Genomic DNA, 23,846 nt, shown 5'->3' on the forward strand with positions numbered 1-23,846 from the left:
TGCTCGACGGACCGCCTCTGTCGTCGTGGCGCGGCCGTGTAGAATCTGTCCCATAGCGCGTCCTTTGATTCGGACGACAATGGTGCGCCATTAAAACCTGAGATCAAACAATTAGGCGCCGGCTTCAGTTTACGGCTGCGGCATGGCGGCCGATTGCCGAGCCGAGAGCGCGGCGTTAAAGGAAGACATGTTGGAACGAGGCGAAGAGGCCCGGTTGGCAGGCGGCGCGGAGCGAAAAGCATGAGCGTGCATGCGCTTTATGTGACCACCGCGTATGCGATCACGGCCGTGGTGCTGGCCGGGCTGATCGGCTGGATCCTGCTCGACCAGCGCGGCCGCAAGCGAGAGCTCGCCGAGCTGGAGGCGTCCGGCGTGCGCCGGCGCTCCGATAAGGCAGCAAAATCATGAGCACGGAAACGGAAACACCGGCGCGCCGCCGCCTGATCGTGCTGGTGCCGCTGCTGGTCTTTCTCGGGCTGGCGGGATTGTTCCTGGCGCAGCTTTTGTCCGGGCGCGACGTTTCGGAGGTGCCGTCGGCGCTGATCGGCCTGCCAGCGCCGCAGACCAACCTCCCGCCGCTCGAGGGAACCAATTTGCCGGGCCTCGATTCGAAACAGTTCGCCGGCAAGGTGACGCTGGTCAACGTCTTCGCATCCTGGTGCGCGCCGTGCCGGGAAGAACATCCGGTGCTGCTGGCGCTGTCGCAGGACAGACGCTTCGTCATGGCCGCGCTGAACTACAAGGATCAGCCGGAAAACGCCCGTCGGTTCCTCGGCGATTTAGGCAATCCGTTTCAGGCGATCGGCGTCGACGCGGCCCCCCCCGCGGCCCTCGACAGGGGCGTCTACGGCGTGCCGGAAACCTTCGTCGTCGGCAAAGACGGCAAGATCGCCTATAAGCATGTCGGACCGCTGACGCCGGACTCGGCGCAGACGCTGCTTTTGCCGGAGATCGAGAAGGCGCTGACGGCGCGTTGATATTCAGGTGATGCCGGCCTGCAAATGGCGGTTTCCTGCGCTTCCGATGCTCGCGTACCCAAAGTACGCTCCGCTCCGGTTCTCGGAATCCACCATTTTTCGACTCGGCCTGACCTGAATCTCAACGCGCCGAGGCGCGGCCGAGTTACTCGACCGAAGATTCAGCCGTAGATCTGCTTGTGGATCTGGTAGAGCATTTCGCTGCGGTCGGCGCGCATGTCGGCGAGGTCGCGGCTGGTGAAGCTGTCGATTTCGGCGACGAGGCGGTTGTAATGCCGGCGCTTGGCGATGCTGGCGCGAGCGCGGCTCATGAGGCTGTCGATGATCATAGCGAGTTTCCTTTTGCGCCGCATTTTGCGGCCGTTTGTTCCTCCCTTGATCGATACGGAGCATGACATAGTTATGGTGCGTTGCAAAAATAAGATGTTGCAATGCACCATTGCGCTGGGCGCATAGCCGGTTAACGGGATGCGACCTGCCGTCCGGGCCAGCATCCGCTCCCATAAAGCTTCTAACGCATCATCGATCTTGCCATATCGATCGCAGGCTGGCTTGATCGTGCCTCGCCAGCGACTGAATACCGGGAGGAACCATGGCCGCCGAATTCTACGAAGTTCTCGATCCGCGCTTTGCGCGGCTGTTCAACGGCAATGCACAGGTGGACAGGCTGTTTACCGGCTGCCGCTGGGCGGAGGGGCCGGCCTGGTTTGCGGCCGGGCGCTATGTCGTCTGGTCCGACATCCCGAACAATCGCATGCTGCGCTACGACGAGACCGACGGCGGCGTCAGCGTGTTCCGTCAGCCGTCGGGCAATTCCAACGGCAACACCGTCGACCGGCAAGGCCGGCTGGTCACTTGCGAGCATTCCGGCCGCCGCGTCAGCCGCACCGAGCATGACGGCTCGGTCATCACCATCGCCGACAAATGGCGCGGCAAGCGGCTGAACTCGCCCAATGACGCGGTGGTCAAGTCCGATGGCTCGATCTGGTTCACCGACCCGAGCTACGGCATCGATACCGATTACGAGGGCGACAAGGCCGAAAGCGAGATCGGCGCCTGCCATGTCTACCGGGTCGATCCCGGCACCGGCGAGACCGAGGCCGTCATTACCGACATGGTCAGGCCCAACGGGCTCGCCTTCTCGCTTGACGAGAGCAAGCTCTATGTCGCCGATACCGGCCGCACGCATGGTGCGCAAAACCCGGCGCACATCCGGGTGTTCAATGTCGGCCAAGGTGGCAAGACGGTGTCCGGCGAGAAGGTCTTTGCCGACTGCACCGCCGGCCTGTTTGACGGTTTCAGGCTGGATGCGGACGGGCGCATCTGGACCAGTGCCGCTGACGGCGTCCATTGCTATGATCCCGACGGGACGCTGATCGGCAAGGTCAAGGTGCCGGAAGTCGTCGCCAATTGCGTGTTCGGCGGCAACAAGCTGAACTGCCTCTACATCGCCGGCACGACCTCGCTCTACATGGTCCGGCTGATGGTCAACGGCGCCAGAACCTATTGAGCTGACAATATCCAGGGAGGGACGCCATGCCGTTTGTGAACATCCGCATCGTCAAGGAAGCGATTGCCGCCGACCCGGCCGGCAAGAAGGCAGCGATCGCTGCCCAGGTGACCGAGGCGATCGTCGGCGCCACCGGCCTGACCAACAATGACGTCTGGGTGGTCTTCGAAGAGGTCAATGCACGCGATTGGTTTGTTGGCAAGACCGATGTCGAGACGCTGCGCGGCAAGGGCTAATCCCGCGGCACTGCAGATGGCCGCAGCCCCTAGCTTCGTCATCCCAGGGTCTGCGCCGCGTCGCGTCGCTCCTTGCTCCGCCCTAGGATGACGAAAGCACGGTGGCCCGTCACTCAACGCGTGCGAATGAAGTCCGCGAAGGCCGAAAGCGCGTCACGCATTGCCAGCCGGTTTGCCGGCTCCAACAGAATGGTTCCCACGTCATCCGGCTTCCTGCCGAGCAGGGCGATTTCCAGCGGCGCTTCCTCGTAAAGCTGGAAAGACATGGTCCGCATGATCTCGACCAGCGCGGCGCGGGCAAACAGCGAGCGCGGCGAGGTGTGGACCAGCAGGGCCGGCTTGCCGACGGCGGCATCGCGCGACACCAGCCAGTCGAGCGCGTTTTTCAGGCCGCCTGGCACGCCATGGGCATATTCAGGGCAAGAGATGATGACGCCGTCGGCGCAGGTGACGGCATCGATCAGCGCCGATGCTTGCGGCGGCGTCCGCTCGCCTTCGTCGTCGGGATTGAAGATCGGCAGCCGCCCAAGCCCGTCATAAACGGAAACGCGGCAACCCGGTGGCGCGTTTTGCGCGAGGGCCGCGACCAGGGCCGAATTGGTCGAGGCGGCGCGCAGGCTGCCGGAGATGGCGAGAATGTTCAGCAAAGGAATGGAGACCGGCTTGGGCGATTCGTTGCCGGGCACGCTACCACATGGTCTGCTTGTAATCCTCGTCCAGCCAGCGGTCGGTCGCCTCCGCCGTTTCGGCGAGCGCCAGTTGGTCGCGCAGGATCTGGCCGAGCGTCGGCAGCGTCGCGCGGTCGTACCAGCTCTCCGGCTTCCACAGTTCGGAGCGCATGAAAGCCTTGGCGCAATGCATGTAGGCGGCCTTGACCGTCACCACGACGACGCTTTGCGGCGCCTTGCCGTCGACCGCCAGCCGCTCACGCAATGCCGCATCGACGGTGATGCGGGCATCGCCATTGACACGCAGCGTTTCGTTCATGCCGGGAATGAGGAAGAGCAGCCCGATCGAGGGATTGAGAAGGATGTTCTCCAGCGTGTCGAGCCGGTTGTTGCCGGGCCGGTCCGGGATGGCGACGGTCTTCTCGTCGAGCACTGCTACAAAGCCCGGCCTGTCGCCCTTCGGCGTCACATCGGCATTGCCGGCGCCGTCGGACGAGCCGATCAGCACGAACGGGCTCTTGCCGATGAAGGAACGGCAGTGGCCGTCCAATGCCTTCAATTCCTTGCGGATCGAGCCGTCGGTCGGCCGAGGCGTCTTGTAGATCGTCCTCAGCTCTTCGCGCGTGGTGATGAATTCCATGCCCCTCTCCTCGTCTATTTGCCGGCCTTCTCTTCCTTGGCGGCCTTGTCCTCGAGCGAATGGCGCAGGATCAACGGCATTTGGCTCAACGTGAAGACAAGTGTAATGGGAATCGTGCCCCAGACCTTGAAATAAAGCCAGGTTTCCTCAGAAAAATTACGCCATACGACCTCGTTCAGCGCAGCCAGAAAAAGGAAGAAAAACCCCCATCGGAAAGTGAGCTTGCGCCAGCCTTCGGCGTCGAGATTGAAGGCGGAATCAAAGACATAGCCCAACAGCGATCTGCCAAACGCCAACCCGCCAAGAAGCGTGATGCCGAACAAACTGTTGATGATTGTCGGCTTCATGAAAGCGAAGGTCTTGTCCTGAAGCCACAGCGCCAGCGCGCCAAACACAAACACCACGATGGCCGACACCAGCGGCATGATCGGCCAGCTGCGCGTCAAAATCCACGAAACGCTGAGCGACAGCGCCGTCGCCACCATAAAGAACGCTGTGGCAATCAGGATAGGCTCGCCGATATGGCTGAGGATCGGAAATTTCCCGACAAGCCACGCGCCGCGGATGGTGGTGAAAAAGAACACCAGACCAGGCCCGAGCTCGAGCAGGAATTTCAGGCCGGGGTTCAACGCCTTGCGTCGCGGATCGGACGGGTCGCGTTCGAGGATGGGTGGGCTCATGGGATCCTTCTTACGCATGATCCAATCCAAAAAGTCTGCAACTTTTCGGGATCATGCTCGTCAAGCCACGCCAGCGATCGCCCTGGCGAATTCGCTTGCGGAAAAGGGTTCGAGGTCGTCGACCTGTTCGCCGACGCCGATGAAATAGACCGGCAATTTGTGCCGCGCCGCGATCGCCACCAGAATACCGCCACGCGCCGTTCCGTCCAGCTTGGTGATCACCAGGCCGTTGACGCCGGCGACATTGCGGAAGATCTCGACCTGGTTGAGCGCGTTCTGGCCGGTGGTGGCATCGACCGTCTGCAGCACGGTGTGCGGCGCCGCCGGATCGAGCTTGCCCAGCACGCGGACGATCTTTTCCAGTTCCGCCATCAGTTCGATCTTGTTCTGCAGCCGCCCGGCGGTGTCGATTATCAGCACGTCGGAGCCGGCCTCTTTCGCCCGCTCGAAGGCATCGTAGGCGAGGCCGGCGGCGTCGGCGCCAAGCTTCGAGGCAATGACCGGCGAGTTGGTGCGCTCGCCCCAGATCTTCAGCTGCTCGATCGCTGCGGCGCGGAAAGTGTCGCCCGCGGCGAGCATCACCGAGAGGCCGCCATCGGTCAGCTTTGCCGCCAGCTTGCCGATGGTCGTGGTCTTGCCGGCGCCGTTGACACCGACGACCAGGATGACATGCGGCTTGTGGCTGAGATCGAGTTCCAGCGGCATGGCGACATGGGTCAGCACCTTCTCCACCTCGGCCGCCATGATGGCGCGGACTTCGGTGTCGGAGACGTCCTTGCCGTAGCGGCTGGCGGAGAGCGCGTCGGTAACCCGCAGAGCCGTCTCCATGCCGAGATCGGCGCGGATCAGCACATCCTCCAGGTCCTGCAGCGTGTCCTCGTCAAGTTTCCGCTTGGTGAAGACGCCGGCGATGTTGCCTGACAACTCCTTGGAAGAGCGGGCAAGCCCGTCTCGCATGCGCTGGAACCAGGAGCGCCTCGGCGCCGGTTCGAGCGCCTTCCGCGGCTCGGCCTTCTGCTCGACCTTCTTGGTTACGGTCACCTTGCCCGGAGCGGGTTTTGGCTCCGGCGATGGCTGTGGAATGGCCTCTGGTTCGGGCGCGATCTCGGCCAGCGTCGGCTTCGTCTCGACCGGCGCCGGCTGGCGGATCGGGGGCGGGATTTCGGCGGGCGGTGCTTCGGGCGCAGGTGACGTTGGCTTAACTTCGGCAGTCGGTGCCGCGTCTTGCGCAGGTTGGCGCTGCCCCTCACCCTTACCCTTACCCTCTCCCCGTGAAGGACGGGGAGAGGGGGGCGTCAGCGTTGCAGCTTCTTCTTCGGCGTCTGTGAAAGGGGCTTCGGCGTCAAGATCAGCTCCCTTCTCCCCGTCCCTATACGGGGAGAAGGTGCCGGCAGGAGGATGAGGGGCGGCGCCAGCTTCGGATGACGGAAGCTCAGTCTGGACGGTCTCAGGCTGCTTCCGCTCTGGGATTGGCTCCGGAATAACAAGCCCGGCCGGGATTTCCTCCGGCTCCTCAACAGGCGTTTCCGGCGCCGGCTGAATGTCTGGCTCGGGGGAAATGGTCGGAGCGGGCTCGGGCTTCGGCTCTTCGACAGGCGGAGGCTCCGGCGCAGAAGGGGCCTCCGGCTCGACCGCCGGTGCGGCTTCGGCCTCAGGCTGAGGCTCGCTGCGTTTCAGGAATTCCGGGACGGGCTGCTCGGCGGCGGGCTTCAGCGCCTCCAGTGCGTCCCATTTGATTGGCGGCAGCGGTGCGGTCTCGTCGGGCCGCTCCTCGACGACTTCCTTCTTGCCGAACGAAAATATCTTCTTGAAAAACCCAGCCATGTCTTGCGCTCTCAGGCGGCGCGGGCGGCAAGCGGCGCGGCGATCAGGCGGGTGCCGTCATGGCCGGCAATATCAGCCTCGACAATGTCGCCCGGCGCGCCGGCAGAGACCGTGGCCAGCGTAAAGCCTTCGGTGCGGCCGAGCCCGTCGCGCTCGCCCAGGATCGACTGGCGCGTGCCGGCAAGTGCCGAAAGGTGATGGCGGTAGGCGGCCTCGCCGGCGGTGCGCAGGCGTGCCGCGCGCTGCTTGACCATTTCGCGGCGAAGCTGCGGCATGCGCGCGGCGGGCGTGCCCTGGCGCGGCGAAAACGGGAAGACATGGAGATGCGTCAGGCCGCACTCCTCAACAATTTTTTCCGAGTTTTCGAACATGGCGTCCGTCTCGGTCGGGAAGCCAGCGATGATGTCTGCGCCGAAAACGATGCCCGGGCGCAGTTTGCGCACATCCTCGCAAAAGCGGATCGACTGGTCGCGGCTGTGCCGGCGCTTCATCCGCTTCAGGATCATGTCGTCACCCGATTGCAGCGACAGATGCAGATGCGGCATCAGCCTGGGCTCGGAGGCGATGGCGTCCAACAGATCGTCATCGGCCTCGATCGAATCGATGGAGGAAAGCCGCAGGCGTTTCACGTCGGGCACCTGCTTCAGGATCGTCTTGACCAGTTTGCCGAGCTTCGGTGCGCCCGGCAGGTCGGCGCCAAAACTGGTCATGTCGACGCCGGTCAGCACGATCTCGGCATAACCATTGCCAGTGAGCCGCTTGACCTGCTCGACCACGGCGCCCATCGGCACCGAGCGCGAATTGCCGCGACCGTAGGGAATGATGCAGAAGGTGCAGCGGTGGTCGCAGCCGTTCTGCACCTGGACGAAGGCGCGCGCCCGGCCCTCGATGGCGTCGACCATGTGGGCGGCCGTCTCGCGTACCGAAAAAATATCGTTGACGCGGGCCTTCTCGGTGTCGTTGACGCCGAAATCCGGCAGCGCGCGATAGGAATGGGCGTTCAGCTTCTCCTCATTGCCGAGGACGAGATCGACCTCGTGCATGGCAACGAAATCCTGTGGCTCGGTCTGCGCCGCGCAGCCGGTGACGATGATGCGGGCGGCGGGGTTCTCGCGGCGGGCTTTTCGGATCGACTGCTTGGCCTGGCGCACCGCCTCGCCGGTGACGGCGCAGGTGTTGAAGATGATGGCGCCGCCTTCGAGGCTACCGAGGCCGGCACTTTCCGCCTCGCGCCGCATCACCTCGGATTCATAGGTGTTCAGCCGGCAGCCGAAGGTGACGACGTCGACACCCCTGTTGGCAAGAGGGGCCATCAGGCGGCGCTTTCGGTGTCGCGCGCCCACACGCCGGTCGACGGATCGAAGCTGCCGGAAAATTCCCATTCGGCGGCACCGGTCAGGATGACGTGGTCGTCGTCGCGCCACAGGACATGCAGCGAGCCGCCGCCGGGCGTCGTCAGCGTGACGCTGCGGCCGGTGCACCTGGTGCGGGCTGCTGCAACCACGGCGGCGCACGAGGCCGTGCCGCAAGCCTTGGTCAGGCCGGCGCCGCGCTCCCAGGTGCGGATGACCATTGTCTCGGGCGAGGTCACCTGCGCGATGGTGATGTTGGCGCGCTGGGGGAAGATCGGGTGGTTTTCGAGCAGCGGGCCGAAGCGCTCGAGTTCATAGGACCAGACGTCGCGGTCGACCCAGAAAATGGCGTGCGGATTGCCCATCGAGACGACCGACGGCGAATGCAGTACCGGCGCATCGATCGGGCCGATCTGCAGTTCGATCATGCGGGTGTCACGGAATTCCTCGGCCAGCGGAATATCCTGCCAGCCGAAGCGCGGCTTGCCCATGTCAACCGAGATCAGCCCGTCGGCGTGTTCTTCGGCATTGAGAATGCCGGCAACGGTCTCGAAGGCGAAGGTCTTCTGGCCGGTCTCGGCGGCGAGCGCCTGGACGACGCAGCGCATGCCGTTGCCGCAGGCCTGCGCGCTGGTGCCGTCCGAATTCAAGATGTCGATGAAAAAGGCGGTGCCCGGCGTCCTGGCGTCGTGGATCGCCATGATCTGGTCGAATTTGGTCGCGGCGTCGGCATTAAGCGCGATGGCTGCCGCAGGCGTCACGCGATCGGCGCGACCGCGCATATCGGCAACGATGATCTCGTTGCCGATGCCGTTCATCTTGGCGAAAGGGGCCACACTTGCCATCGATCGAAAGGTCTCTTGCCGGTTTGGCGCCTATATGGCGGATAGCGGCAGAAATTACCAGTGCGGCATGCTTTTCAGGTCACCGCGAAGACGCCAAGCACGATCAGCAGGAAGATGATCAGCACGATGCCGATGAGGATGCGGGCGCCGGTCGCGGCGGCTCCGGCCAGTGCCGGCATGCCGAGCAGGCTTGCCGCGGCCGCGACAATCAAAAGAATGATGATCCACTTGATCATAAGAGATTACCTCGCAGCCGACAGGTTTGAACACCTACAAACGCTTCTGCGAGGCCTTGGGTTCCGCCGGCCTCCTAGACCGCCGGCACGTCCCAGACTTCCCCCGGCCGCAAGGCGCGAAAACGTTGCTGCGGCAGGCCGGCAGCATCGAGCGCTTCGCCGAGTTTTCTGGCCGGCTCGTCGATCGGTTCGTTGGTGAGCCGGAACGTGCCCCAGTGGCAGCCGGCGGCATAGGCGGCGTCGCACAAAAGCATGCCTTGCACCGCCTCCTCCGGATCCTGGTGATGCGGCGCCATGAACCAGCGCGGCTCATAGGCGCCGATCGGCAGGATGGCGAGGCGGAAGCCGCCGTGCTTTTCGGCCATCAGCCGGTAGTTGATGCCGCCGTGGAAACCGGTATCTCCGGCGAAATAGATCTTTGCGCCTGGTGTCTCGACGACGAAACCCGCCCACAGCGCCATGCGCCGGTCGCGGGTGCCGCGGGCCGACCAGTGATGTACCGGCTCGACATGCACGGCGGCGCCATTGCCGATATCGACCCGGTCGCCCCAGTCATGCGCGGAAAGCCGCATGCCGGAGACGGCAGCGTCGATGATGGTATCGTTGCCGAGCGGCGTCAGCAGCAGCGGATCGTGCCTTGTCTTCAGACGCTTCAGCGTGGCGAGGTCGAGATGGTCGTAATGGTTGTGGCTGACCAGGACGAGGTCGATCGGCGGCAAATGAGAAAAGGCGATGCCCGGTGGATTGACGCGTTTCGGCCCGGCGAAGGAGAGCGGCGAGACGCGCGACGACCAGACCGGGTCGGTCAGGATGTTCAGGCCGGCTGTCTGGACGAGCAGCGAGGAATGACCGACCATGGTGAGGCGCAGCGCAGCACCATCGATCCGCTCGACCGGTCTTGCCGGCGGAAACGGGCTCGGATTCGCCGCCGGCCATTTCGAGCGTTCGCCACTCAATTGCCATTTCAAGAGATCGGCAAAGCGACCCGGCGGCCGGCCGTCGGGGTTGAAGAACAAGGTGCCGTCGAAATGATCGCTGGGCGGGCCGCTATAATAGCGATTGGCGGCTCTTTTTCTCGCGGCCAAGAAATCGGCTCCTGCAGTTTGCTGATCGCCAAGAGATAATGCCGACGCCGGCCGGCGCAAGCATTTGACGGGCGCGCCAGGAATGCAAAGGGTCGGGGTGCGGCCAGATGCCAAGGCGTAACGCAATTCAGGCAATGTGCATTTTGCGATAAATTTGCAACATTAGCGGCGCAAACCGTATTTTAACCATATCGGGTTGAAATTTCGCCACCTTCTCCATCTTGGTGGGGGGACATTGCGCGGACGGCACCCCCGGCCGGATCCGACGGAGGTTGAAGAATGAAATTTTCGAAAACCGGCCTGCTGGCCGTATCGCTGGCCGCACTCGTCGCGAGCGGCTGTTCAACCTCACGGTTCTCATCGATGGACGAGCAACAGCCGGCGCCGCTGGAAGCTGCGCCCGCCGGCAAGGTAACCGCAAACCAGCTGCCGCCGCCGGCGACGCCCGGCCCGGCCGACCCATCGAAATTTCCGACCGCGCCGCAGAACACGCAGATCGGGGGGGTGCTGCCGGAGGGGACGGCTCCTGCCGGCGCGGCCGACCTTACCGCCTCCAGCGTCGCCGGCGTGTGGAAGGCAAGCGTGTCCGGCCAGAGCTGCCAGGTGGCGACGCCGCAGACCAAATTCGGCTCGGGCTATCGCGCCGGACCGCTGCATTGCCCGGCCCCGCTCGACGGCATCAAATCTTGGAACGTCGGCGGCAAGCAGTTGACGCTCTATGACGAGAATGGCGGCACGCTGGCACGGCTCTATTCCTCGGGCGGCGAGAAATTCGACGGCCAGACTTCCAACGGCCTGCCGATCTCGCTTACAAGGTAGGCAAAGAAGACAGGGAAGACCAACCGCCTCGACAACGACGTGACCGATGCATCTGCGTGACGGCCTCCAGACCCATGCGACCGTCAAGCAGCGCTACGACCATCTGGTCGAGACGGGCGCCATCGGACGCGACCCGGTGCAGGAGCGGGTCGCTGCTGCTCTCGACCGGCTGATCGACGAGACATCGGCAAAGCGGCTGGCGCATAAGTCGAGCGCGCTGGGCTGGCTGTTCGCCCGCAAGCGCGAGGTGCACGAGGCGGTCAAGGGCCTCTACATCCATGGCGGCGTAGGCCGCGGCAAGACCATGCTGATGGACATGTTCTTCGAGCTGCTGCCGGTGCGGCGCAAGCGCCGTGTGCACTTCAACGATTTCATGGCCGACGTGCAGGACCGCATCCAGAAGCACCGGCAGGCTCGCAAGAACGGCACGGCCAAGGAGGACGATCCGATCCCACCGGTGGCGCGGGCGCTGGCCGAGGAAGCCTGGGTGCTGTGCTTCGACGAGTTCTCCGTCACCGACATCGCCGATGCGATGATCCTGTCCAGGCTGTTTTCGGCGCTGTTTGCCAATGGCGTCGTGCTGGTCGCCACCTCCAATGTCGCGCCGCAGGACCTCTATCGCGATGGGCTGAATCGCCAGCTGTTTTTGCCGTTTGTCGGCATGCTGGAGCGCCACGCGCAGGTGCTGGCGCTGGACGCCGACAAGGATTACCGCCTCGACAAGCTCGGCCGCATGCCGGTCTACATCACCCCGGCCGATGCCGCAGCCGACCATGCGCTCGACGACGCCTGGCAGGCGATGACGCATGGCAGGCCGACGGCCGAGACGATGCTGACGGTGAAGGGCCGGCACGTCGTGGTGCCGCGGGCCGCCGGCGAGGCTGCGCGGTTTTCCTTCGCCGAGCTCTGCGAGAGGCCGCTCGGCGCCCGAGACTATCTTGCCATTGCCGGCCGCTTCTCGACCATTTTCATCGACCATGTGCCGGTGCTCGGTGAAGGCAAGCGCAATGAAGCCAAGCGCTTCATCCTGCTGATCGACACACTTTACGACCATCATGTGCGGCTGGTGGTAAGCGCCGCGGCGCCGCCGCCGCAGCTCTATACGGCCAAGCGCGGCAACGAGGTCTTCGAGTTCGAGCGCACGGCATCGCGGCTGATCGAGATGCAGAGCCACGATTGGCTGGCGGATTGGGCGGAAAGGCACAGGGCGCCGTCGCCGGAGGCGCGGCAGGCTCAAGGCTAGCGCTGCGGTGCAGAACCTAGGATAGGGTGCGAAGGATCGCCCGACCTTGAACCAAGCGCAGAAAAGGACCAAATGCCTCGTCGAACACCTCGTCGGCAACCCGCATCACAAGGGCGTCATCGCCGGGAAACAGCCTTCTGATTTTGGGCGCCATTGTGTAGAACTCCTCTAGTCGGCCTTACAATTTTGACGTTTACGTAATTCCCATTGTTTCTAACCGATTGAAATTCCTCACTCCAAAATAATCGTTTGAATTTTGGTGCGGCCGGGGCTATTGCGTGCGGCGAATTTCACGGTTCCTGCAGCATTCCGGCCTCTTCCTCCGACGCCGTCATCAAATCGTTAAGATTTGGGCGCCGTCATAGTCAAAGGGAAAACATCCTGACATGGCACGCAACAAGATAGCGCTCATCGGCTCGGGCATGATCGGCGGCACGCTCGCCCACATGGTCGGCCTCAAGGATCTCGGCGACGTCGTGCTGTTCGATATCGCCGAGGGCATCCCGCAAGGCAAGGGGCTTGATATAGCGCAGTCGTCGCCGGTTGACGGGTTCGACTCCAGGCTGACCGGCGTCAACGACTATGCCGGCATCGAGGGCGCCGACGTCTGCATCGTCACCGCCGGCGTGCCGCGCAAGCCCGGCATGAGCCGCGACGATCTTCTGGGCATCAATTTGAAGGTGATGGAGCAGGTCGGCGCCGGCCTCAAGAAATACGCGCCGAAAGCCTTCGTCATCTGCATCACCAATCCGCTCGACGCCATGGTGTGGGCGCTGCAGAAGTTTTCCGGCCTGCCGAAGAGCCATGTCGTCGGCATGGCTGGCGTGCTCGACAGCTCGCGCTTCCGCTATTTCCTGGCCGAGGAATTCAAGGTCTCGGTCGAGGATGTCACGGCCTTCGTGCTCGGCGGCCACGGTGATTCCATGGTGCCGATGATCCGCTATTCGACGGTTGCCGGCATCCCGCTGCCCGACCTCATCAAAATGGGCTGGACCTCGAAGGAGCGGCTCGATCAGATCGTGCAGCGCACCCGCGACGGCGGCGCCGAGATCGTCGGCCTGCTCAAGACCGGCTCGGCCTTCTACGCGCCGGCTGCCTCGGCCATCGCGATGGCCGAAGCCTATCTCAAGGACAAGAAGCGGGTGCTGCCCTGTGCTGCCTATCTTTCCGGCCAATACGGCGTCAAGAACACCTATGTCGGCGTTCCCGTGGTGATCGGCGCCGGCGGCGTCGAACGCATCATCGAGATCGAGCTCAGCAAGCCCGAGCAGAAGATGTTCGACAATTCGGTGGCGGCGGTGCAGGGCCTGTGCGACGCGTGCGTCAAGATCGCTCCGCATCTCGCGGCCAAATAAGCCGGCAAGTAAGCCCGCCAAGCAAGCTGGAGACATAGCGCATGAACATCCATGAGTATCAGGGCAAGGCGCTGCTGAAGGGCTTTGGCGCACCGGTGGCCGAGGGCGTGCCGGTGTTCAAGGCGAGCGAGGCGGAAGCCGCCGCCAAGGCGCTGCCCGGCCCGCTCTATGTGGTCAAGAGCCAGATCCATGCCGGCGGCCGCGGCAAGGGCAAGTTCAGGGAGCTCGGCCCCGATGCCAAGGGCGGTGTCAGGCTGGCGAAGTCGGTGGCCGAGGTCGTCGCCAACGCCAAGGAGATGCTCGGCCATACGCTGGTCACCAAGCAGACCGGCCCAGCCGGCAAGCAGGTCAACCGGCTCTATATCGAGGACGGCGCCGACATCGAGCGCGAGCTCTATCTGTCGATCCTGGTCGACCGCTCGGTCGGCCGCGTCGCCTTCGTCGTCTCGACCGAGGGCGGCATGGACATCGAGGCGGTCGCCCACGACACGCCGGAAAAGATCATCACCGTCGCCATCGACCCGGAAAAGGGCGTGACTGCGGAGGATTTGAAGAAGCTCAATGCCGCGCTGAAGCTCGACGGCGACGCGGCAAAGGACGGCGACACGCTGTTTCCGATCCTCTACAAGGCGTTTGTCGAGAAGGACATGAGCCTGCTCGAGGTCAACCCGCTGATTGTCATGAGGAGCGGCCGTCTGCGCGTGCTCGACGCCAAAGTGTCGTTCGACAACAATGCGCTGTTTCGTCACCCGGACGTGCTCGAATTGCGCGACACCACGGAAGAGGACGAGAAGGAGATCGAGGCGTCGAAATACGACCTCGCCTATGTCGCGCTCGACGGCAATATCGGCTGCATGGTCAACGGCGCCGGCCTCGCCATGGCGACGATGGACATCATCAAGCTCTATGGCGCCGAGCCTGCCAACTTCCTCGATGTCGGCGGCGGCGCGTCGAAGGAGAAGGTGACGGCGGCGTTCAAGATCATCACCAGGGATCCGGCGGTCAAAGGCATCCTGATCAATATCTTCGGCGGCATCATGAAGTGCGACATTATCGCCGAGGGCGTTATCGCCGCGGTCAAGGAAGTCGGGCTGCAGGTGCCGCTGGTGGTGCGGCTGGAAGGCACCAATGCCGAGCTCGGCAAGAAGATCATCAACGACAGCGGGCTGAACGTGGTGTCGGCAGACGATCTTGATGACGCGGCCAAGAAAATTGTCGCGGCGGTGAAGGGCTGATCTGGCGCATACTGACGATCGTGGCTTTCGGCGTTAACTGAGCTGGAGAATACAGGGTGGAACAGGACGTCACGCAAAGCTTGCTGGGATACATCATTGCCTGGTTGCCGCTGGCAGTTTTTCTGGTGATCTGGATCTGGGGTCTCCTCACACTTAAGCAATATGTTCGCGCCCGGGAATTCGCCGGCCACGACAATGCGGCCGCTATTCGTGAACTCGGCGAGACAAATCGAGAAATTGTAGCCGTGCTGCGCGAACTGAAGTCAGAACTTCAAGGGCGGAGGTCATAGAATGCCTCCGCACAAGATAAATCTCATCGAGGCGGCGGATCAGAAGATCAAAAAGGTCTTCGATCCGCATATTGCCGGCGACGTCAATGATGCCCAAGTCAAGATCGCCAAATTCGGCGATGTCTTCGACTGGCACGCGCATGACAACGAGGATGAGGCGTTCCTCGTGCTGCGCGGCCGCATCGCCATCGATTTCCGCGACGGCACGGTGGAACTCGGCAGCGGCGAGTTCATCGTCGTGCCGCGCGCCGTCGAGCATCGGCCGCGCTCGCTGAGCGAGGAACCTGTCGTACTGATGTTCGAGCCGGCGACGACGCTCAACACCGGCAACGCCAAGAGCGACCTGACCGTCGCCGATCTCAAGCGGCTGTGATCATGGCGGTTGTGATCATGACCGCGCGGCCTTCCTCGATCAACGGTTTTTAAAAAGGACCACCATGTCCATTCTCGTCGACAAGAACACCAAGGTGCTGGTGCAAGGCCTGACCGGCAAGACCGGCACGTTCCATACCGAGCAGGCGCTCGCCTATCACGGGACAAAAATGGTCGGTGGCATTCACCCCAAGAAGGGCGGCGAGACCTGGACCGGCGCCAAGGGCGAGGCACTGCCGATCTTCGCCACCGTCGCCGAGGGCAAGGCCAGGACCGGCGCCAATGCCTCCGTCGTCTATGTGCCGCCGGCGGGTGCCGCCGAAGCGATCCTGGAAGCGATCGAGGCCGAGATCCCGCTGATCGTCTGCATCACAGAAGGCATACCGGTGATGGACATGATCAAGGTCAAGGCAAGGCTCGACCGCTCGACGTCGCGGCTGATCGGCCCGAACTGCCCCGGCGTGCTGACACCCGACCAATGCAAGATCGGCATCATGCCCGGCAACATCTTCCGCAAGGGCTCGGTCGGCGTTGTTTCCCGCTCGGGAACGCTTACCTATGAGGCGGTGTTCCAGACCACCAATGTCGGCCTCGGCCAGACCACCGCCGTCGGCATCGGCGGCGACCCGGTCAAAGGTACGGAGTTCATCGACGTGCTGGAGATGTTCCTCGCCGACGATGAGACCAAATCGATCATCATGATCGGCGAGATCGGCGGTTCGGCCGAGGAAGACGCCGCGCAGTTCCTCAAGGACGAGGCCAAACGCGGCCGCAGCAAGCCGATGGCCGGCTTCATCGCCGGGCGCACCGCGCCGGCGGGCCGCACCATGGGTCATGCGGGGGCGGTCATCTCCGGCGGCAAAGGTGGCGCCGAAGACAAGATCGCGGCGATGGAATCGGCCGGTATCAAGGTTTCGCCGTCGCCGGCAAGGCTCGGCACGACGCTGGTCGAGGCGATCAAAGGACAGTGAATGGTGAATGGTGAATAGTAAACGGTAGCGGTGCAAACGGGGAGCGTTCCCCTCTTCCATTCACCATTCACCATTCACCATTCACTTTTAACTTAAAAGGAGACGAAGCCAGAGCTTCGACAGTGACATGGCAAGACAAGATCAGGCCAACGACCAGTTTTCGCTTACCTCTTTCCTCTATGGCGGCAATGCCGATTACATCGACGCGCTCTATGCCGCCTATGAGGACGATCCCGCTTCGGTCGATCCCGAATGGCAGGACTTCTTCGCGGCGCTGAAGGATGACGCCGGCGACGTGCGCAGGAATGCCAAGGGCGCCTCATGGGCCAAGCCCTCCTGGCCGATGCAGGCGAATGGCGAGCTGGTCTCGGCGCTCGACGGCAATTGGGGCCTCGTCGAAAAGCACATCGAAAAGAAGGTCAAGGACAGAGCGGCCGGCAACGGTGCAGCCCTTTCCGACGCCGACGTGCATCAGGCGACGCGCGATTCCGTCCGCGCCATCATGATGATCCGCGCCTTTCGTATGCGCGGCCATCTGCATGCCAATCTCGATCCACTCGGCATTGCCAAGCCGCTCGAGGACTATAATGAGCTGTCGCCGGAGAATTACGGCTTCACCGAAGCCGACTACGACCGGCTGATCTTCCTCGACAATGTGCTCGGGCTCGAATTCGGCACCATCCGGCAGATGCTCGATATCCTGACCCGGACCTATTGCTCGACGCTCGGCGTCGAATTCATGCATATTTCCGATCCCGAGGAGAAGGCCTGGATCCAGGCGCGCATCGAGGGCGCCGACAAGGAGATATCCTTCACCGCCGCCGGCAAGAAGGCGATCCTGCAAAAGCTGGTCGAGGCCGAAGGCTTCGAGCAGTTCATCGACGTCAAGTACAAGGGCACCAAGCGCTTCGGCCTTGATGGCGGCGAGTCGCTGATCCCGGCGCTGGAGCAGATCGTCAAGCGCGGCGGCCAGCTCGGCATGAAGGAAATCGTGCTTGGCATGGCGCATCGCGGCCGGCTGAACGTGCTGTCGCAGGTGATGGCCAAGCCGCACCGCGCCATTTTCCACGAGTTCAAGGGCGGCTCGGCCGCACCCGACGAGGTCGAAGGCTCGGGCGATGTGAAGTACCATCTCGGTGCCTCATCGGACCGCGAGTTCGACGGCAACAAGGTGCATCTGTCGCTGACCGCCAACCCCTCGCATCTGGAAATCGTCGATCCGGTGGTGATGGGCAAGGCACGCGCCAAGCAGGATTATCTGTTCGGCCGCAGCCGCGAAGAGATCGTGCCGCTGGAAGAGCGTGCCAAAGTGCTGCCGCTGCTGTTGCATGGCGACGCCGCCTTTGCCGGCCAGGGCGTCATTGCCGAAATCCTCGGCCTGTCGGGCCTGCGCGGCCACCGCGTCGCTGGCACGCTGCATTTCATCATCAACAACCAGATCGGCTTCACCACCAACCCGCGCTTCTCGCGCTCGTCGCCCTACCCGTCGGATGTCGCCAAGATGATCGAGGCGCCGATCTTCCACGTCAACGGCGACGATCCGGAAGCCGTGGTCCATGCCACCAAGGTGGCGATCGAATTCCGCATGAAGTTCCACAAGCCGGTCGTGGTGGACATGTTCTGCTATCGCCGCTTCGGCCACAATGAGGGCGACGAGCCGGCTTTCACTCAGCCGATCATGTATCGCAAGATCCGCAACCAGAAGACGACGGTGCAGATCTATGCCGACCGGCTGATTGCCGAAGGCCACATCAGCCAGGCCGAGTTCGAAAAGATGAAGGCCGACTGGCGGGCGCATCTTGAATCCGAATTCGAGGTCGGCCAGCATTACAAGCCGAACAAGGCGGACTGGCTGGACGGCGCATGGTCCGGCCTGCGCTCGGCCGACAACCAGGACGAACAGCGGCGCGGCAAAACCGCGGTGCCGGTCAAGACGCTGAAGGAGATCGGCAAGAAGCTGACCGAGGTGCCGAAGGATTTCGAGGCGCACAAGACGATCATCCGCTTCCTCGACAACCGCCGCCAGGCAATCGAGTCGGGCGAAGGCATCGACTGGTCGACGGCCGAGGCGCTGGCCTTCGGCGCCATCCTGCTCGACGGCAATCCGATCCGGCTGTCCGGCCAGGATTCGGAGCGCGGCACGTTCTCGCAACGCCATTCCGTGCTGTACGACCAGCGCGACGAGACCCGCTACATTCCGCTCAACAATCTGTCGGCGGCGCAGGCCGGGTTCGAGGTCATCAACTCGATGCTGTCGGAAGAGGCCGTGCTCGGCTTCGAATATGGCTACTCGCTGGCCGAGCCGAAGGCGCTGACGCTGTGGGAAGCGCAGTTCGGCGACTTCGCCAATGGCGCCCAGGTGGTGTTCGACCAGTTCATCTCGTCGGGCGAGCGCAAGTGGCTCAGAATGTCGGGCCTCGTCTGCCTGCTGCCGCACGGCTATGAAGGCCAGGGGCCCGAGCATTCGTCGGCCCGGCTCGAGCGCTTCCTGCAGCTTTGCGCCGAAGACAACATGCAGGTCGCCAACGTCACGACGCCGGCCAACTACTTCCACATATTGCGCCGGCAATTGAAGCGGGACTTCCGCAAGCCGCTGATCCTGATGACGCCGAAGTCACTGCTGCGCCACAAACGGGCGGTGTCGACGCTGCCCGAGATGTCGGGCGAAAGCGCCTTTCACCGGCTGTTGTGGGACGACGCCCAGCTGCTGTCGGGCCAGGCCATCAAGCTCACCAAGGATTCGAAGATCCGCCGTGTCGTGCTCTGTTCGGGCAAGGTTTATTACGACCTCTACGAAGAGCGCGAGAAGCGCGGCATCAACGACATCTACCTGCTGCGCGTCGAGCAACTCTATCCGTTCCCGGCCAAGGCGCTGATCACCGAACTGTTGCGCTTCCGCAATGCCGAGATGGTGTGGTGCCAGGAGGAGCCCAAGAACATGGGCGCCTGGTCGTTCATCGATCCGTATCTCGAATGGGTGCTGGCGCATATCGATGCCAAGCATCAGCGGGTGCGCTATACCGGGCGGCCGGCCGCCGCCTCGCCGGCGACCGGATTGATGTCGAAGCATCTTGCCCAGCTTGCCGCCTTGCTCGACGACGCGCTCGGTGAATAGAACAGAACTGGGCGGATAAAACAGAACCGAAAGAAACGGACAGGCACAATGGCTACCGAAATCCGCGTCCCGACCCTTGGTGAATCCGTCACCGAGGCGACCATCGGCAAATGGTTCAAGAAGGTTGGCGACGCGATCGCCGCCGATGAGCCGCTGGTCGAGCTCGAAACCGACAAGGTGACGGTGGAAGTGCCGGCCGCCGCCGCGGGCACGCTTAGCGAGATCGCCGTCAAGGAAGGCGAGACGGTCGGCGTCGGTGCACTGCTCGGCACGATTTCGGCAGGCGCCGGCGCAGCAGCCAATGCTGCCGCCGCTCCGGCAACGAAGCAGGAGGCGGTGTCGCAGGCCTCGGCTCCAACAGCAGCCTCGAGCGTCAAGCAGGCCGCGGCCGAGACGGCCAAGATCGCCGGCGACGCCGGAGCGATCGAGACGCGCACCACGCCGCCGGCGCCGTCGGCGGCAAAGCTGTTGGCCGAGCACAATCTCGCGGTCGACCAGGTCTCGGGCTCGGGCAAGCGCGGCCAGGTACTGAAAGGCGACGTACTCGACCTGATCGCCAGGGGCGCGCCGTCGCAGCCGGCCGAAATGCCGAAGGCTGTGCCTGTGCCGGCACCTGTTGCCGCGCGCGCGCCGTCCTCGGCAGACGACGCGTCGCGCGAGGAGCGCGTGCGCATGACCAAGCTGCGCCAGACCATCGCGCGCCGCCTCAAGGAAGCGCAATCGACCGCCGCCATGCTGACCACCTTCAACGAAGTCGACATGAGCGCGGTGATGGCGCTGAGGACCAAATACAAGGACGTGTTCGAGAAGAAGCATGGCGTGAAGCTCGGCTTCATGGGCTTCTTCACCAAGGCGGTCACCCACGCGCTGAAGGAAATCCCGTCGGTCAATGCCGAGATCGACGGCACCGATATCATCTTCAAGAATTATGCCCATATCGGCGTTGCCGTCGGCACCGAAAAGGGCCTTGTCGTGCCGGTTGTGCGCAATGCCGACCAGATGTCGATCGCCGAAATCGAGAAGGAAATCGGCAGGCTGGGGCTTGCGGCGCGCGACGGCAAGCTCTCGGTTGCCGATATGCAAGGCGGCACGTTTACGATTTCCAACGGTGGCGTTTACGGATCGCTGATGTCGACGCCGATCCTCAATGCGCCGCAGTCCGGCATTCTCGGCATGCACAAGATCCAGGAGCGGCCGATGGTGGTTGGCGGCCAGATCGTCATCCGGCCGATGATGTATCTGGCGCTCTCCTATGACCATCGCATCGTCGACGGCAAGGAAGCGGTGACCTTCCTGGTGCGGGTCAAGGAAAGCCTGGAGGATCCGGAGCGGCTGGTGCTCGACCTCTAGAGGCGGCTGGGGTGAGCCGGAGAATGGATCTGCGCCACCGGATGAGTTGCTCTCGTTTCCGGTCGGGGTTGTTTGTCGCGATCTGCGCGGTCGGTATCCAGACGGTCTCCGCCGCTCACGCCGCCTGTCCGCTCGAGCTCGCGGTCTATGGCGATCCTGAAAACGCCGGCGAGATCGATTTCAGGCCAACCGGCGAGTCGGCGACCGTCACCAATAGTTTCAACATGGTGCTCGACAATGGCGTCGTGCTCGACGGCATCGTCATGTGGACGGAGGGCGTGGCGCGGCCGCATGGCTCGCTGATGTACAAATGCCCGACCGGCGATGTCACCGGCGACGAGCTCGCCGCCTGCACCGTGTGGGAGGGCGTCATCTACAGTGCCGACGACCAGGGCAATATCGCGTTGCTGCCGGGCGAAGGAAAGGATGCACCGAAGAAGCTGATCCTTCCCGACTTGGGAGCGTCGTTGCAGATGTCGGCGGCCCATGGCGCCAACGGCTTTTCCAAGGTGCCCTGGGATGTCTTTGCCCTGAAAGGATGTCAGGAATGAGCGAGAGCGGAAAAATCCTGCTGGTGACCGGCGGCAGCCGCGGCATCGGCGCCGCCACATGCAGGCTTGCCGCCAAGGCCGGCTACCGCATTGCGGTCAATTATGCCTCGAATGTGCGAGCGGCCGAAACCGTGGTCGCCGCCATAGAGGCCGGCGGCGGAGAAGCCGTTGCGGTCAGGGGCGATATCGGCAGCGAGACGGATGTGTTGGCCATGTTTGAGGCCGTCGATGCCCGCTTTGGCGGGCTTGACGCGCTGGTCAACAATGCCGGTGTCGTCGACAGCCTGTCACGTGTCGACGAAATGTCGTTCGCGCGGCTCGAGCGGATGATGCGGATCAATGTGATCGGGCCGATGCTTTGCGCGCGCGAAGCGGTGAAGCGCATGTCGACCAGGCATGGCGGCAAGGGGCGCCGTCGTCAATCTGTCTTCGATCGCGGCGAGGCTTGGCGGGGCAGGTCAATATGTCGACTACGCAGCCTCCAAGAACGCGATCAACACCTTCTCTGTCGGCCTGGCGCGTGAAGTGGCAGGGGAAGGCATCCGGGTCAATATAGTCAGCCCGGGCATCATCGACACCGAAATTCATGCCTCCGGCGGGCAGCCGGATCGCGCCGAGAAAATGGGCCGCGTGGTGCCGATGCAGCGCGCCGGCACCGCCGAGGAAGTCGCGGCTGCAATTCTCTGGCTGCTGTCGGACAAGGCGTCCTATACGACAGGCGCCATTCTGGAAGTCGGCGGCGGCCGCTAAAGCAAAGGGGACAGTATCATGGCCTATGACGTCGTTATCATCGGATCGGGACCGGGCGGCTATGTCTGCGCCATCAAGGCGGCGCAGCTCGGGCTGAAGACGGCGGTGGTCGAGAAGAACCCGACCTTCGGCGGCACCTGCCTCAACATCGGCTGCATCCCGTCAAAGGCGCTGCTGCACGCGTCCGAGATGTTCGCCGAGGCCGGCCATTCCTTCGACACGCTCGGTGTCGAAATCGGCGCGCCCAAGCTTAATCTCGGCAAGATGATGGCGCACAAGGATGCGACGGTGGCGGCCAACGTCAATGGCGTCGCCTTCCTGTTCAAGAAGAACAAGATCGACAGCTTCCGCGGCACCGGCAAAGTGGTTGCGGCCGGCAAGGTGTCGGTGACCTCTGAGGACGGCAAGGTCGAGGAGATCGAGGCCAAGAACATCGTCATTGCCACCGGATCGGACGTCGCAGGCATTCCCGGCGTCAAGGTCGATATCGACGAGAAGTTGATCATATCCTCGACCGGCGCCCTGTCGCTGGACAAGGTGCCGGGCCATCTGGTGGTGGTCGGCGGCGGCGTCATCGGGCTGGAGCTCGGCTCGGTATGGGCGCGGCTCGGCGCCAAGGTCACCGTGGTCGAGTTTCTCGACACCATCCTGGGCGGCATGGACGGCGAGGTTTCGAAGCAATTCCAGCGCCTGCTGTCGAAGCAAGGTTTTGAGTTCAGGCTGGGCACCAAGGTGACCGGCGTCGCCAAGGCCAAGAAGGGGGCGACGGTCACCTTCGAGCCGGTCAAAGGCGGGGCGGCCGAGACGATCGAGGCGGACGCCGTGCTGATTGCCACGGGACGACGGGCCTATTCGGACGCTCTCGGGCTAAAGGAGGCAGGCGTCGACGTTGACGAGCGCGGCCGGGTCAAGACCGACGGCCATCTCCGGACCAACGTGCCCGGCATCTACGCCATCGGCGACGTTATCGCCGGCCCGATGCTCGCCCACAAGGCAGAGGACGAGGGCGTGGCGGTGGCCGAGACCATCGCCGGCCAGGCCGGCCATGTGAACTATGAGGTGATCCCGAGCGTCGTCTACACCACGCCGGAGATCGCTTCGGTCGGCAAGACCGAAGAAGAATTGAAGAAGGCCGGCATCGACTACAAGGCGGGAAAATTCCCGTTCAGCGCCAATGGCCGGGCGCGCGCCATGCTGCACACCGACGGCTTCGTGAAGATCCTGGCCGACAAGGCCAGCGACCGTGTGCTCGGCGTCCACATCGTCGGCTTCGGCGCAGGCGAGATGATCCATGAGGCGGCGGTGCTGATGGAATTCGGCGGCTCGTCGGAAGACCTTGCCCGCACCTGCCACGCCCATCCGACGATGTCGGAAGCGGTGAAGGAGGCGGCACTGGCGACGTTCTTCAAGCCGATCCATATTTAGTCAGGGCAATCGCAGACATTCGAGATTCGCATGAGACATCTCATACTTCGTCATCCTAGGGCGGAGCAGGAGCGAAGCGACGTTGCGGAGCCCTGGGATCCATGCCGTTGCTTGGCGGCCGTGTTCCGACCAACCGGAATCGAGTGCCTCTTCGCATCGGCCGGCAACGGGTGATTCTGCACCATCGTATTCCTCGGCGGATGTCACGGCATGGATCCTAGGTGTTTGATCTCAGGCTTTAATGGCGCACCATTGTCGTCCGAATCAAAGGACGCGCTATGGGACAGATTCTACACGGCCGCGCCACGACGACAGAG

Annotated in this window: 25 protein-coding genes and 1 pseudogene; 16 read left to right on the forward strand and 10 right to left on the reverse strand. The window is 63.3% G+C overall.

The genetic code is table 11. The annotated features are described in order from the left end of the window. Positions 1–240: 240 nt before the first annotated feature. Together ccmD and NKJ08_RS32710 are read left to right on the forward strand one after the other, a co-directional pair. Positions 241–408 carry a heme exporter protein CcmD gene (gene ccmD, locus NKJ08_RS32705; RefSeq protein WP_352531624.1) on the forward strand — a complete coding sequence of 56 codons (168 nt, stop codon included), beginning with the start codon at positions 241–243 and terminating at the stop codon, positions 406–408. Further along, positions 405–977 carry a DsbE family thiol:disulfide interchange protein gene (locus NKJ08_RS32710; protein WP_352785244.1) on the forward strand — a complete coding sequence of 191 codons (573 nt, stop codon included), beginning with the start codon at positions 405–407 and terminating at the stop codon, positions 975–977. The genes ccmD and NKJ08_RS32710 overlap by 4 nt, the downstream gene beginning before the upstream one ends. A gap of 161 nt (positions 978–1,138) precedes the next feature. On the opposite strand, the gene NKJ08_RS32715 is transcribed toward NKJ08_RS32710, so the two are convergent. Next, positions 1,139–1,306: a hypothetical protein gene (locus NKJ08_RS32715; protein WP_352531620.1), complete on the reverse strand. Its 168-nt coding sequence runs from the start codon at positions 1,304–1,306 to the stop codon at positions 1,139–1,141. 263 nt (positions 1,307–1,569) lie between these two features. On the opposite strand from NKJ08_RS32715, the gene NKJ08_RS32720 reads away from it, so the two are divergent. Both NKJ08_RS32720 and NKJ08_RS32725 read left to right on the forward strand, forming a co-directional pair. Then, complete coding sequence (locus tag NKJ08_RS32720; protein WP_352531618.1) at positions 1,570–2,487, forward strand: SMP-30/gluconolactonase/LRE family protein; 918 nt, start codon at positions 1,570–1,572, stop codon at positions 2,485–2,487. A gap of 26 nt (positions 2,488–2,513) precedes the next feature. Then, positions 2,514–2,723, forward strand: coding sequence for a tautomerase family protein (locus NKJ08_RS32725; RefSeq protein WP_352531616.1), 210 nt, complete (start codon positions 2,514–2,516; stop codon positions 2,721–2,723). Between the two features lie 113 nt (positions 2,724–2,836). Here NKJ08_RS32725 and NKJ08_RS32730 read toward each other — a convergent pair whose 3' ends face one another. The 8 genes from NKJ08_RS32730 to NKJ08_RS32765 form a co-directional block, all read right to left on the reverse strand. Further along, on the reverse strand, positions 2,837–3,370 hold the full coding sequence (locus tag NKJ08_RS32730; RefSeq protein WP_352531626.1) for an NADPH-dependent FMN reductase: 534 nt from the start codon (positions 3,368–3,370) through the stop codon (positions 2,837–2,839). 40 nt (positions 3,371–3,410) lie between these two features. Then, positions 3,411–4,031: a pyridoxamine 5'-phosphate oxidase family protein gene (locus NKJ08_RS32735; protein ID WP_352531614.1), complete on the reverse strand. Its 621-nt coding sequence runs from the start codon at positions 4,029–4,031 to the stop codon at positions 3,411–3,413. A gap of 14 nt (positions 4,032–4,045) precedes the next feature. Then, the gene (locus NKJ08_RS32740) at positions 4,046–4,711 is read right to left on the reverse strand and encodes a septation protein A (protein ID WP_352531612.1); all 666 of its coding nucleotides are present in this window, start codon (positions 4,709–4,711) and stop codon (positions 4,046–4,048) included. Positions 4,712–4,771: 60 nt separating this feature from the next. After that, positions 4,772–6,535 (reverse strand): signal recognition particle-docking protein FtsY, encoded by a 1,764-nt coding sequence (ftsY, locus tag NKJ08_RS32745; protein WP_352785252.1) that lies wholly within the window; start codon positions 6,533–6,535, stop codon positions 4,772–4,774. 11 nt (positions 6,536–6,546) lie between these two features. Continuing rightward, positions 6,547–7,848 (reverse strand): tRNA (N(6)-L-threonylcarbamoyladenosine(37)-C(2))-methylthiotransferase MtaB, encoded by a 1,302-nt coding sequence (mtaB, locus tag NKJ08_RS32750; RefSeq protein ID WP_352785255.1) that lies wholly within the window; start codon positions 7,846–7,848, stop codon positions 6,547–6,549. Beyond that, positions 7,848–8,732, reverse strand: coding sequence for a diaminopimelate epimerase (gene dapF / locus NKJ08_RS32755; protein WP_352531606.1), 885 nt, complete (start codon positions 8,730–8,732; stop codon positions 7,848–7,850). The genes mtaB and dapF overlap by 1 nt, the downstream gene beginning before the upstream one ends. Positions 8,733–8,806: 74 nt before the next feature. Further along, positions 8,807–8,968, reverse strand: a complete 162-nt coding sequence (locus tag NKJ08_RS32760) for a DUF1328 family protein (RefSeq protein ID WP_066991727.1) — start codon at positions 8,966–8,968, stop codon at positions 8,807–8,809. Between the two features lie 74 nt (positions 8,969–9,042). Continuing rightward, positions 9,043–10,053 (reverse strand): MBL fold metallo-hydrolase, encoded by a 1,011-nt coding sequence (locus NKJ08_RS32765; RefSeq protein WP_352531602.1) that lies wholly within the window; start codon positions 10,051–10,053, stop codon positions 9,043–9,045. 279 nt (positions 10,054–10,332) lie between these two features. On the opposite strand from NKJ08_RS32765, the gene NKJ08_RS32770 reads away from it, so the two are divergent. Both NKJ08_RS32770 and zapE read left to right on the forward strand, forming a co-directional pair. Beyond that, positions 10,333–10,872, forward strand: a complete 540-nt coding sequence (locus NKJ08_RS32770) for a protease inhibitor Inh/omp19 family protein (RefSeq protein ID WP_352785259.1) — start codon at positions 10,333–10,335, stop codon at positions 10,870–10,872. Positions 10,873–10,918: 46 nt separating this feature from the next. Then, positions 10,919–12,115: a cell division protein ZapE gene (gene zapE, locus NKJ08_RS32775; protein WP_352531598.1), complete on the forward strand. Its 1,197-nt coding sequence runs from the start codon at positions 10,919–10,921 to the stop codon at positions 12,113–12,115. A 16-nt stretch (positions 12,116–12,131) separates the two neighbouring features. Here the strand turns inward: zapE and NKJ08_RS32780 are convergent, their stop codons facing one another. After that, entirely contained in the window at positions 12,132–12,269 is a 138-nt protein-coding gene (locus NKJ08_RS32780) for a hypothetical protein (RefSeq protein ID WP_352531596.1), read from the reverse strand. Between the two features lie 232 nt (positions 12,270–12,501). On the opposite strand from NKJ08_RS32780, the gene mdh reads away from it, so the two are divergent. From mdh to lpdA, 10 genes and pseudogenes are all read left to right on the forward strand, one after another. Then, positions 12,502–13,470, forward strand: a complete 969-nt coding sequence (gene mdh / locus NKJ08_RS32785) for a malate dehydrogenase (RefSeq protein ID WP_352531594.1) — start codon at positions 12,502–12,504, stop codon at positions 13,468–13,470. Positions 13,471–13,511: 41 nt separating this feature from the next. Next, a complete protein-coding gene (gene sucC, locus NKJ08_RS32790; protein WP_352531592.1) occupies positions 13,512–14,705 on the forward strand; it encodes an ADP-forming succinate--CoA ligase subunit beta in 1,194 nt (397 codons plus the stop codon). A gap of 56 nt (positions 14,706–14,761) precedes the next feature. After that, complete coding sequence (locus NKJ08_RS32795; protein ID WP_352531590.1) at positions 14,762–14,995, forward strand: hypothetical protein; 234 nt, start codon at positions 14,762–14,764, stop codon at positions 14,993–14,995. A gap of 1 nt (position 14,996) precedes the next feature. After that, positions 14,997–15,368: a cupin domain-containing protein gene (locus NKJ08_RS32800; RefSeq protein WP_352531588.1), complete on the forward strand. Its 372-nt coding sequence runs from the start codon at positions 14,997–14,999 to the stop codon at positions 15,366–15,368. Between the two features lie 64 nt (positions 15,369–15,432). Continuing rightward, entirely contained in the window at positions 15,433–16,338 is a 906-nt protein-coding gene (gene sucD / locus NKJ08_RS32805) for a succinate--CoA ligase subunit alpha (protein WP_352785264.1), read from the forward strand. Between the two features lie 127 nt (positions 16,339–16,465). Further along, positions 16,466–19,453: a 2-oxoglutarate dehydrogenase E1 component gene (locus NKJ08_RS32810; protein ID WP_352785267.1), complete on the forward strand. Its 2,988-nt coding sequence runs from the start codon at positions 16,466–16,468 to the stop codon at positions 19,451–19,453. 48 nt (positions 19,454–19,501) lie between these two features. Beyond that, a complete protein-coding gene (gene odhB, locus NKJ08_RS32815) occupies positions 19,502–20,803 on the forward strand; it encodes a 2-oxoglutarate dehydrogenase complex dihydrolipoyllysine-residue succinyltransferase (protein ID WP_352785269.1) in 1,302 nt (433 codons plus the stop codon). A gap of 23 nt (positions 20,804–20,826) precedes the next feature. Next, positions 20,827–21,354, forward strand: a complete 528-nt coding sequence (locus NKJ08_RS32820; protein WP_352531580.1) for a hypothetical protein — start codon at positions 20,827–20,829, stop codon at positions 21,352–21,354. Next, a pseudogene (locus tag NKJ08_RS32825) lies at positions 21,351–22,104 on the forward strand (SDR family oxidoreductase). Before NKJ08_RS32820 ends, NKJ08_RS32825 begins: the two are co-directional and overlap by 4 nt. A gap of 18 nt (positions 22,105–22,122) precedes the next feature. Then, positions 22,123–23,529, forward strand: a complete 1,407-nt coding sequence (gene lpdA, locus NKJ08_RS32830; RefSeq protein ID WP_352531576.1) for a dihydrolipoyl dehydrogenase — start codon at positions 22,123–22,125, stop codon at positions 23,527–23,529. Positions 23,530–23,846 lie beyond the last annotated feature (317 nt).

Source organism: Mesorhizobium sp. M0244 (genome assembly GCF_040321795.1).
GTDB lineage: Bacteria > Pseudomonadota > Alphaproteobacteria > Rhizobiales > Rhizobiaceae > Mesorhizobium.

Bases quoted from the DNA above. Each gene is read 5' to 3' on its own strand.
- mtaB (WP_352785255.1), bottom strand. From the start codon at position 7,848: ATGGCCCCTCTTGCCAACAGGGGTGTCGACGTCGTCACCTTCGGCTGC.
- lpdA (WP_352531576.1), top strand. From the start codon at position 22,123: ATGGCCTATGACGTCGTTATCATCGGATCGGGACCGGGCGGCTATGTC.
- sucC (WP_352531592.1), top strand. From the start codon at position 13,512: ATGAACATCCATGAGTATCAGGGCAAGGCGCTGCTGAAGGGCTTTGGC.
- ftsY (WP_352785252.1), bottom strand. From the start codon at position 6,535: ATGGCTGGGTTTTTCAAGAAGATATTTTCGTTCGGCAAGAAGGAAGTC.
- NKJ08_RS32725 (WP_352531616.1), top strand. From the start codon at position 2,514: ATGCCGTTTGTGAACATCCGCATCGTCAAGGAAGCGATTGCCGCCGAC.
- NKJ08_RS32715 (WP_352531620.1), bottom strand. From the start codon at position 1,306: ATGATCATCGACAGCCTCATGAGCCGCGCTCGCGCCAGCATCGCCAAG.
- zapE (WP_352531598.1), top strand. From the start codon at position 10,919: ATGCATCTGCGTGACGGCCTCCAGACCCATGCGACCGTCAAGCAGCGC.
- NKJ08_RS32770 (WP_352785259.1), top strand. From the start codon at position 10,333: ATGAAATTTTCGAAAACCGGCCTGCTGGCCGTATCGCTGGCCGCACTC.
- NKJ08_RS32735 (WP_352531614.1), bottom strand. From the start codon at position 4,031: ATGGAATTCATCACCACGCGCGAAGAGCTGAGGACGATCTACAAGACG.
- NKJ08_RS32810 (WP_352785267.1), top strand. From the start codon at position 16,466: ATGGCAAGACAAGATCAGGCCAACGACCAGTTTTCGCTTACCTCTTTC.
- mdh (WP_352531594.1), top strand. From the start codon at position 12,502: ATGGCACGCAACAAGATAGCGCTCATCGGCTCGGGCATGATCGGCGGC.
- NKJ08_RS32720 (WP_352531618.1), top strand. From the start codon at position 1,570: ATGGCCGCCGAATTCTACGAAGTTCTCGATCCGCGCTTTGCGCGGCTG.
- odhB (WP_352785269.1), top strand. From the start codon at position 19,502: ATGGCTACCGAAATCCGCGTCCCGACCCTTGGTGAATCCGTCACCGAG.
- NKJ08_RS32800 (WP_352531588.1), top strand. From the start codon at position 14,997: ATGCCTCCGCACAAGATAAATCTCATCGAGGCGGCGGATCAGAAGATC.
- NKJ08_RS32780 (WP_352531596.1), bottom strand. From the start codon at position 12,269: ATGGCGCCCAAAATCAGAAGGCTGTTTCCCGGCGATGACGCCCTTGTG.
- NKJ08_RS32710 (WP_352785244.1), top strand. From the start codon at position 405: ATGAGCACGGAAACGGAAACACCGGCGCGCCGCCGCCTGATCGTGCTG.
- ccmD (WP_352531624.1), top strand. From the start codon at position 241: ATGAGCGTGCATGCGCTTTATGTGACCACCGCGTATGCGATCACGGCC.
- NKJ08_RS32820 (WP_352531580.1), top strand. From the start codon at position 20,827: ATGGATCTGCGCCACCGGATGAGTTGCTCTCGTTTCCGGTCGGGGTTG.
- sucD (WP_352785264.1), top strand. From the start codon at position 15,433: ATGTCCATTCTCGTCGACAAGAACACCAAGGTGCTGGTGCAAGGCCTG.
- NKJ08_RS32740 (WP_352531612.1), bottom strand. From the start codon at position 4,711: ATGAGCCCACCCATCCTCGAACGCGACCCGTCCGATCCGCGACGCAAG.
- dapF (WP_352531606.1), bottom strand. From the start codon at position 8,732: ATGGCAAGTGTGGCCCCTTTCGCCAAGATGAACGGCATCGGCAACGAG.
- NKJ08_RS32760 (WP_066991727.1), bottom strand. From the start codon at position 8,968: ATGATCAAGTGGATCATCATTCTTTTGATTGTCGCGGCCGCGGCAAGC.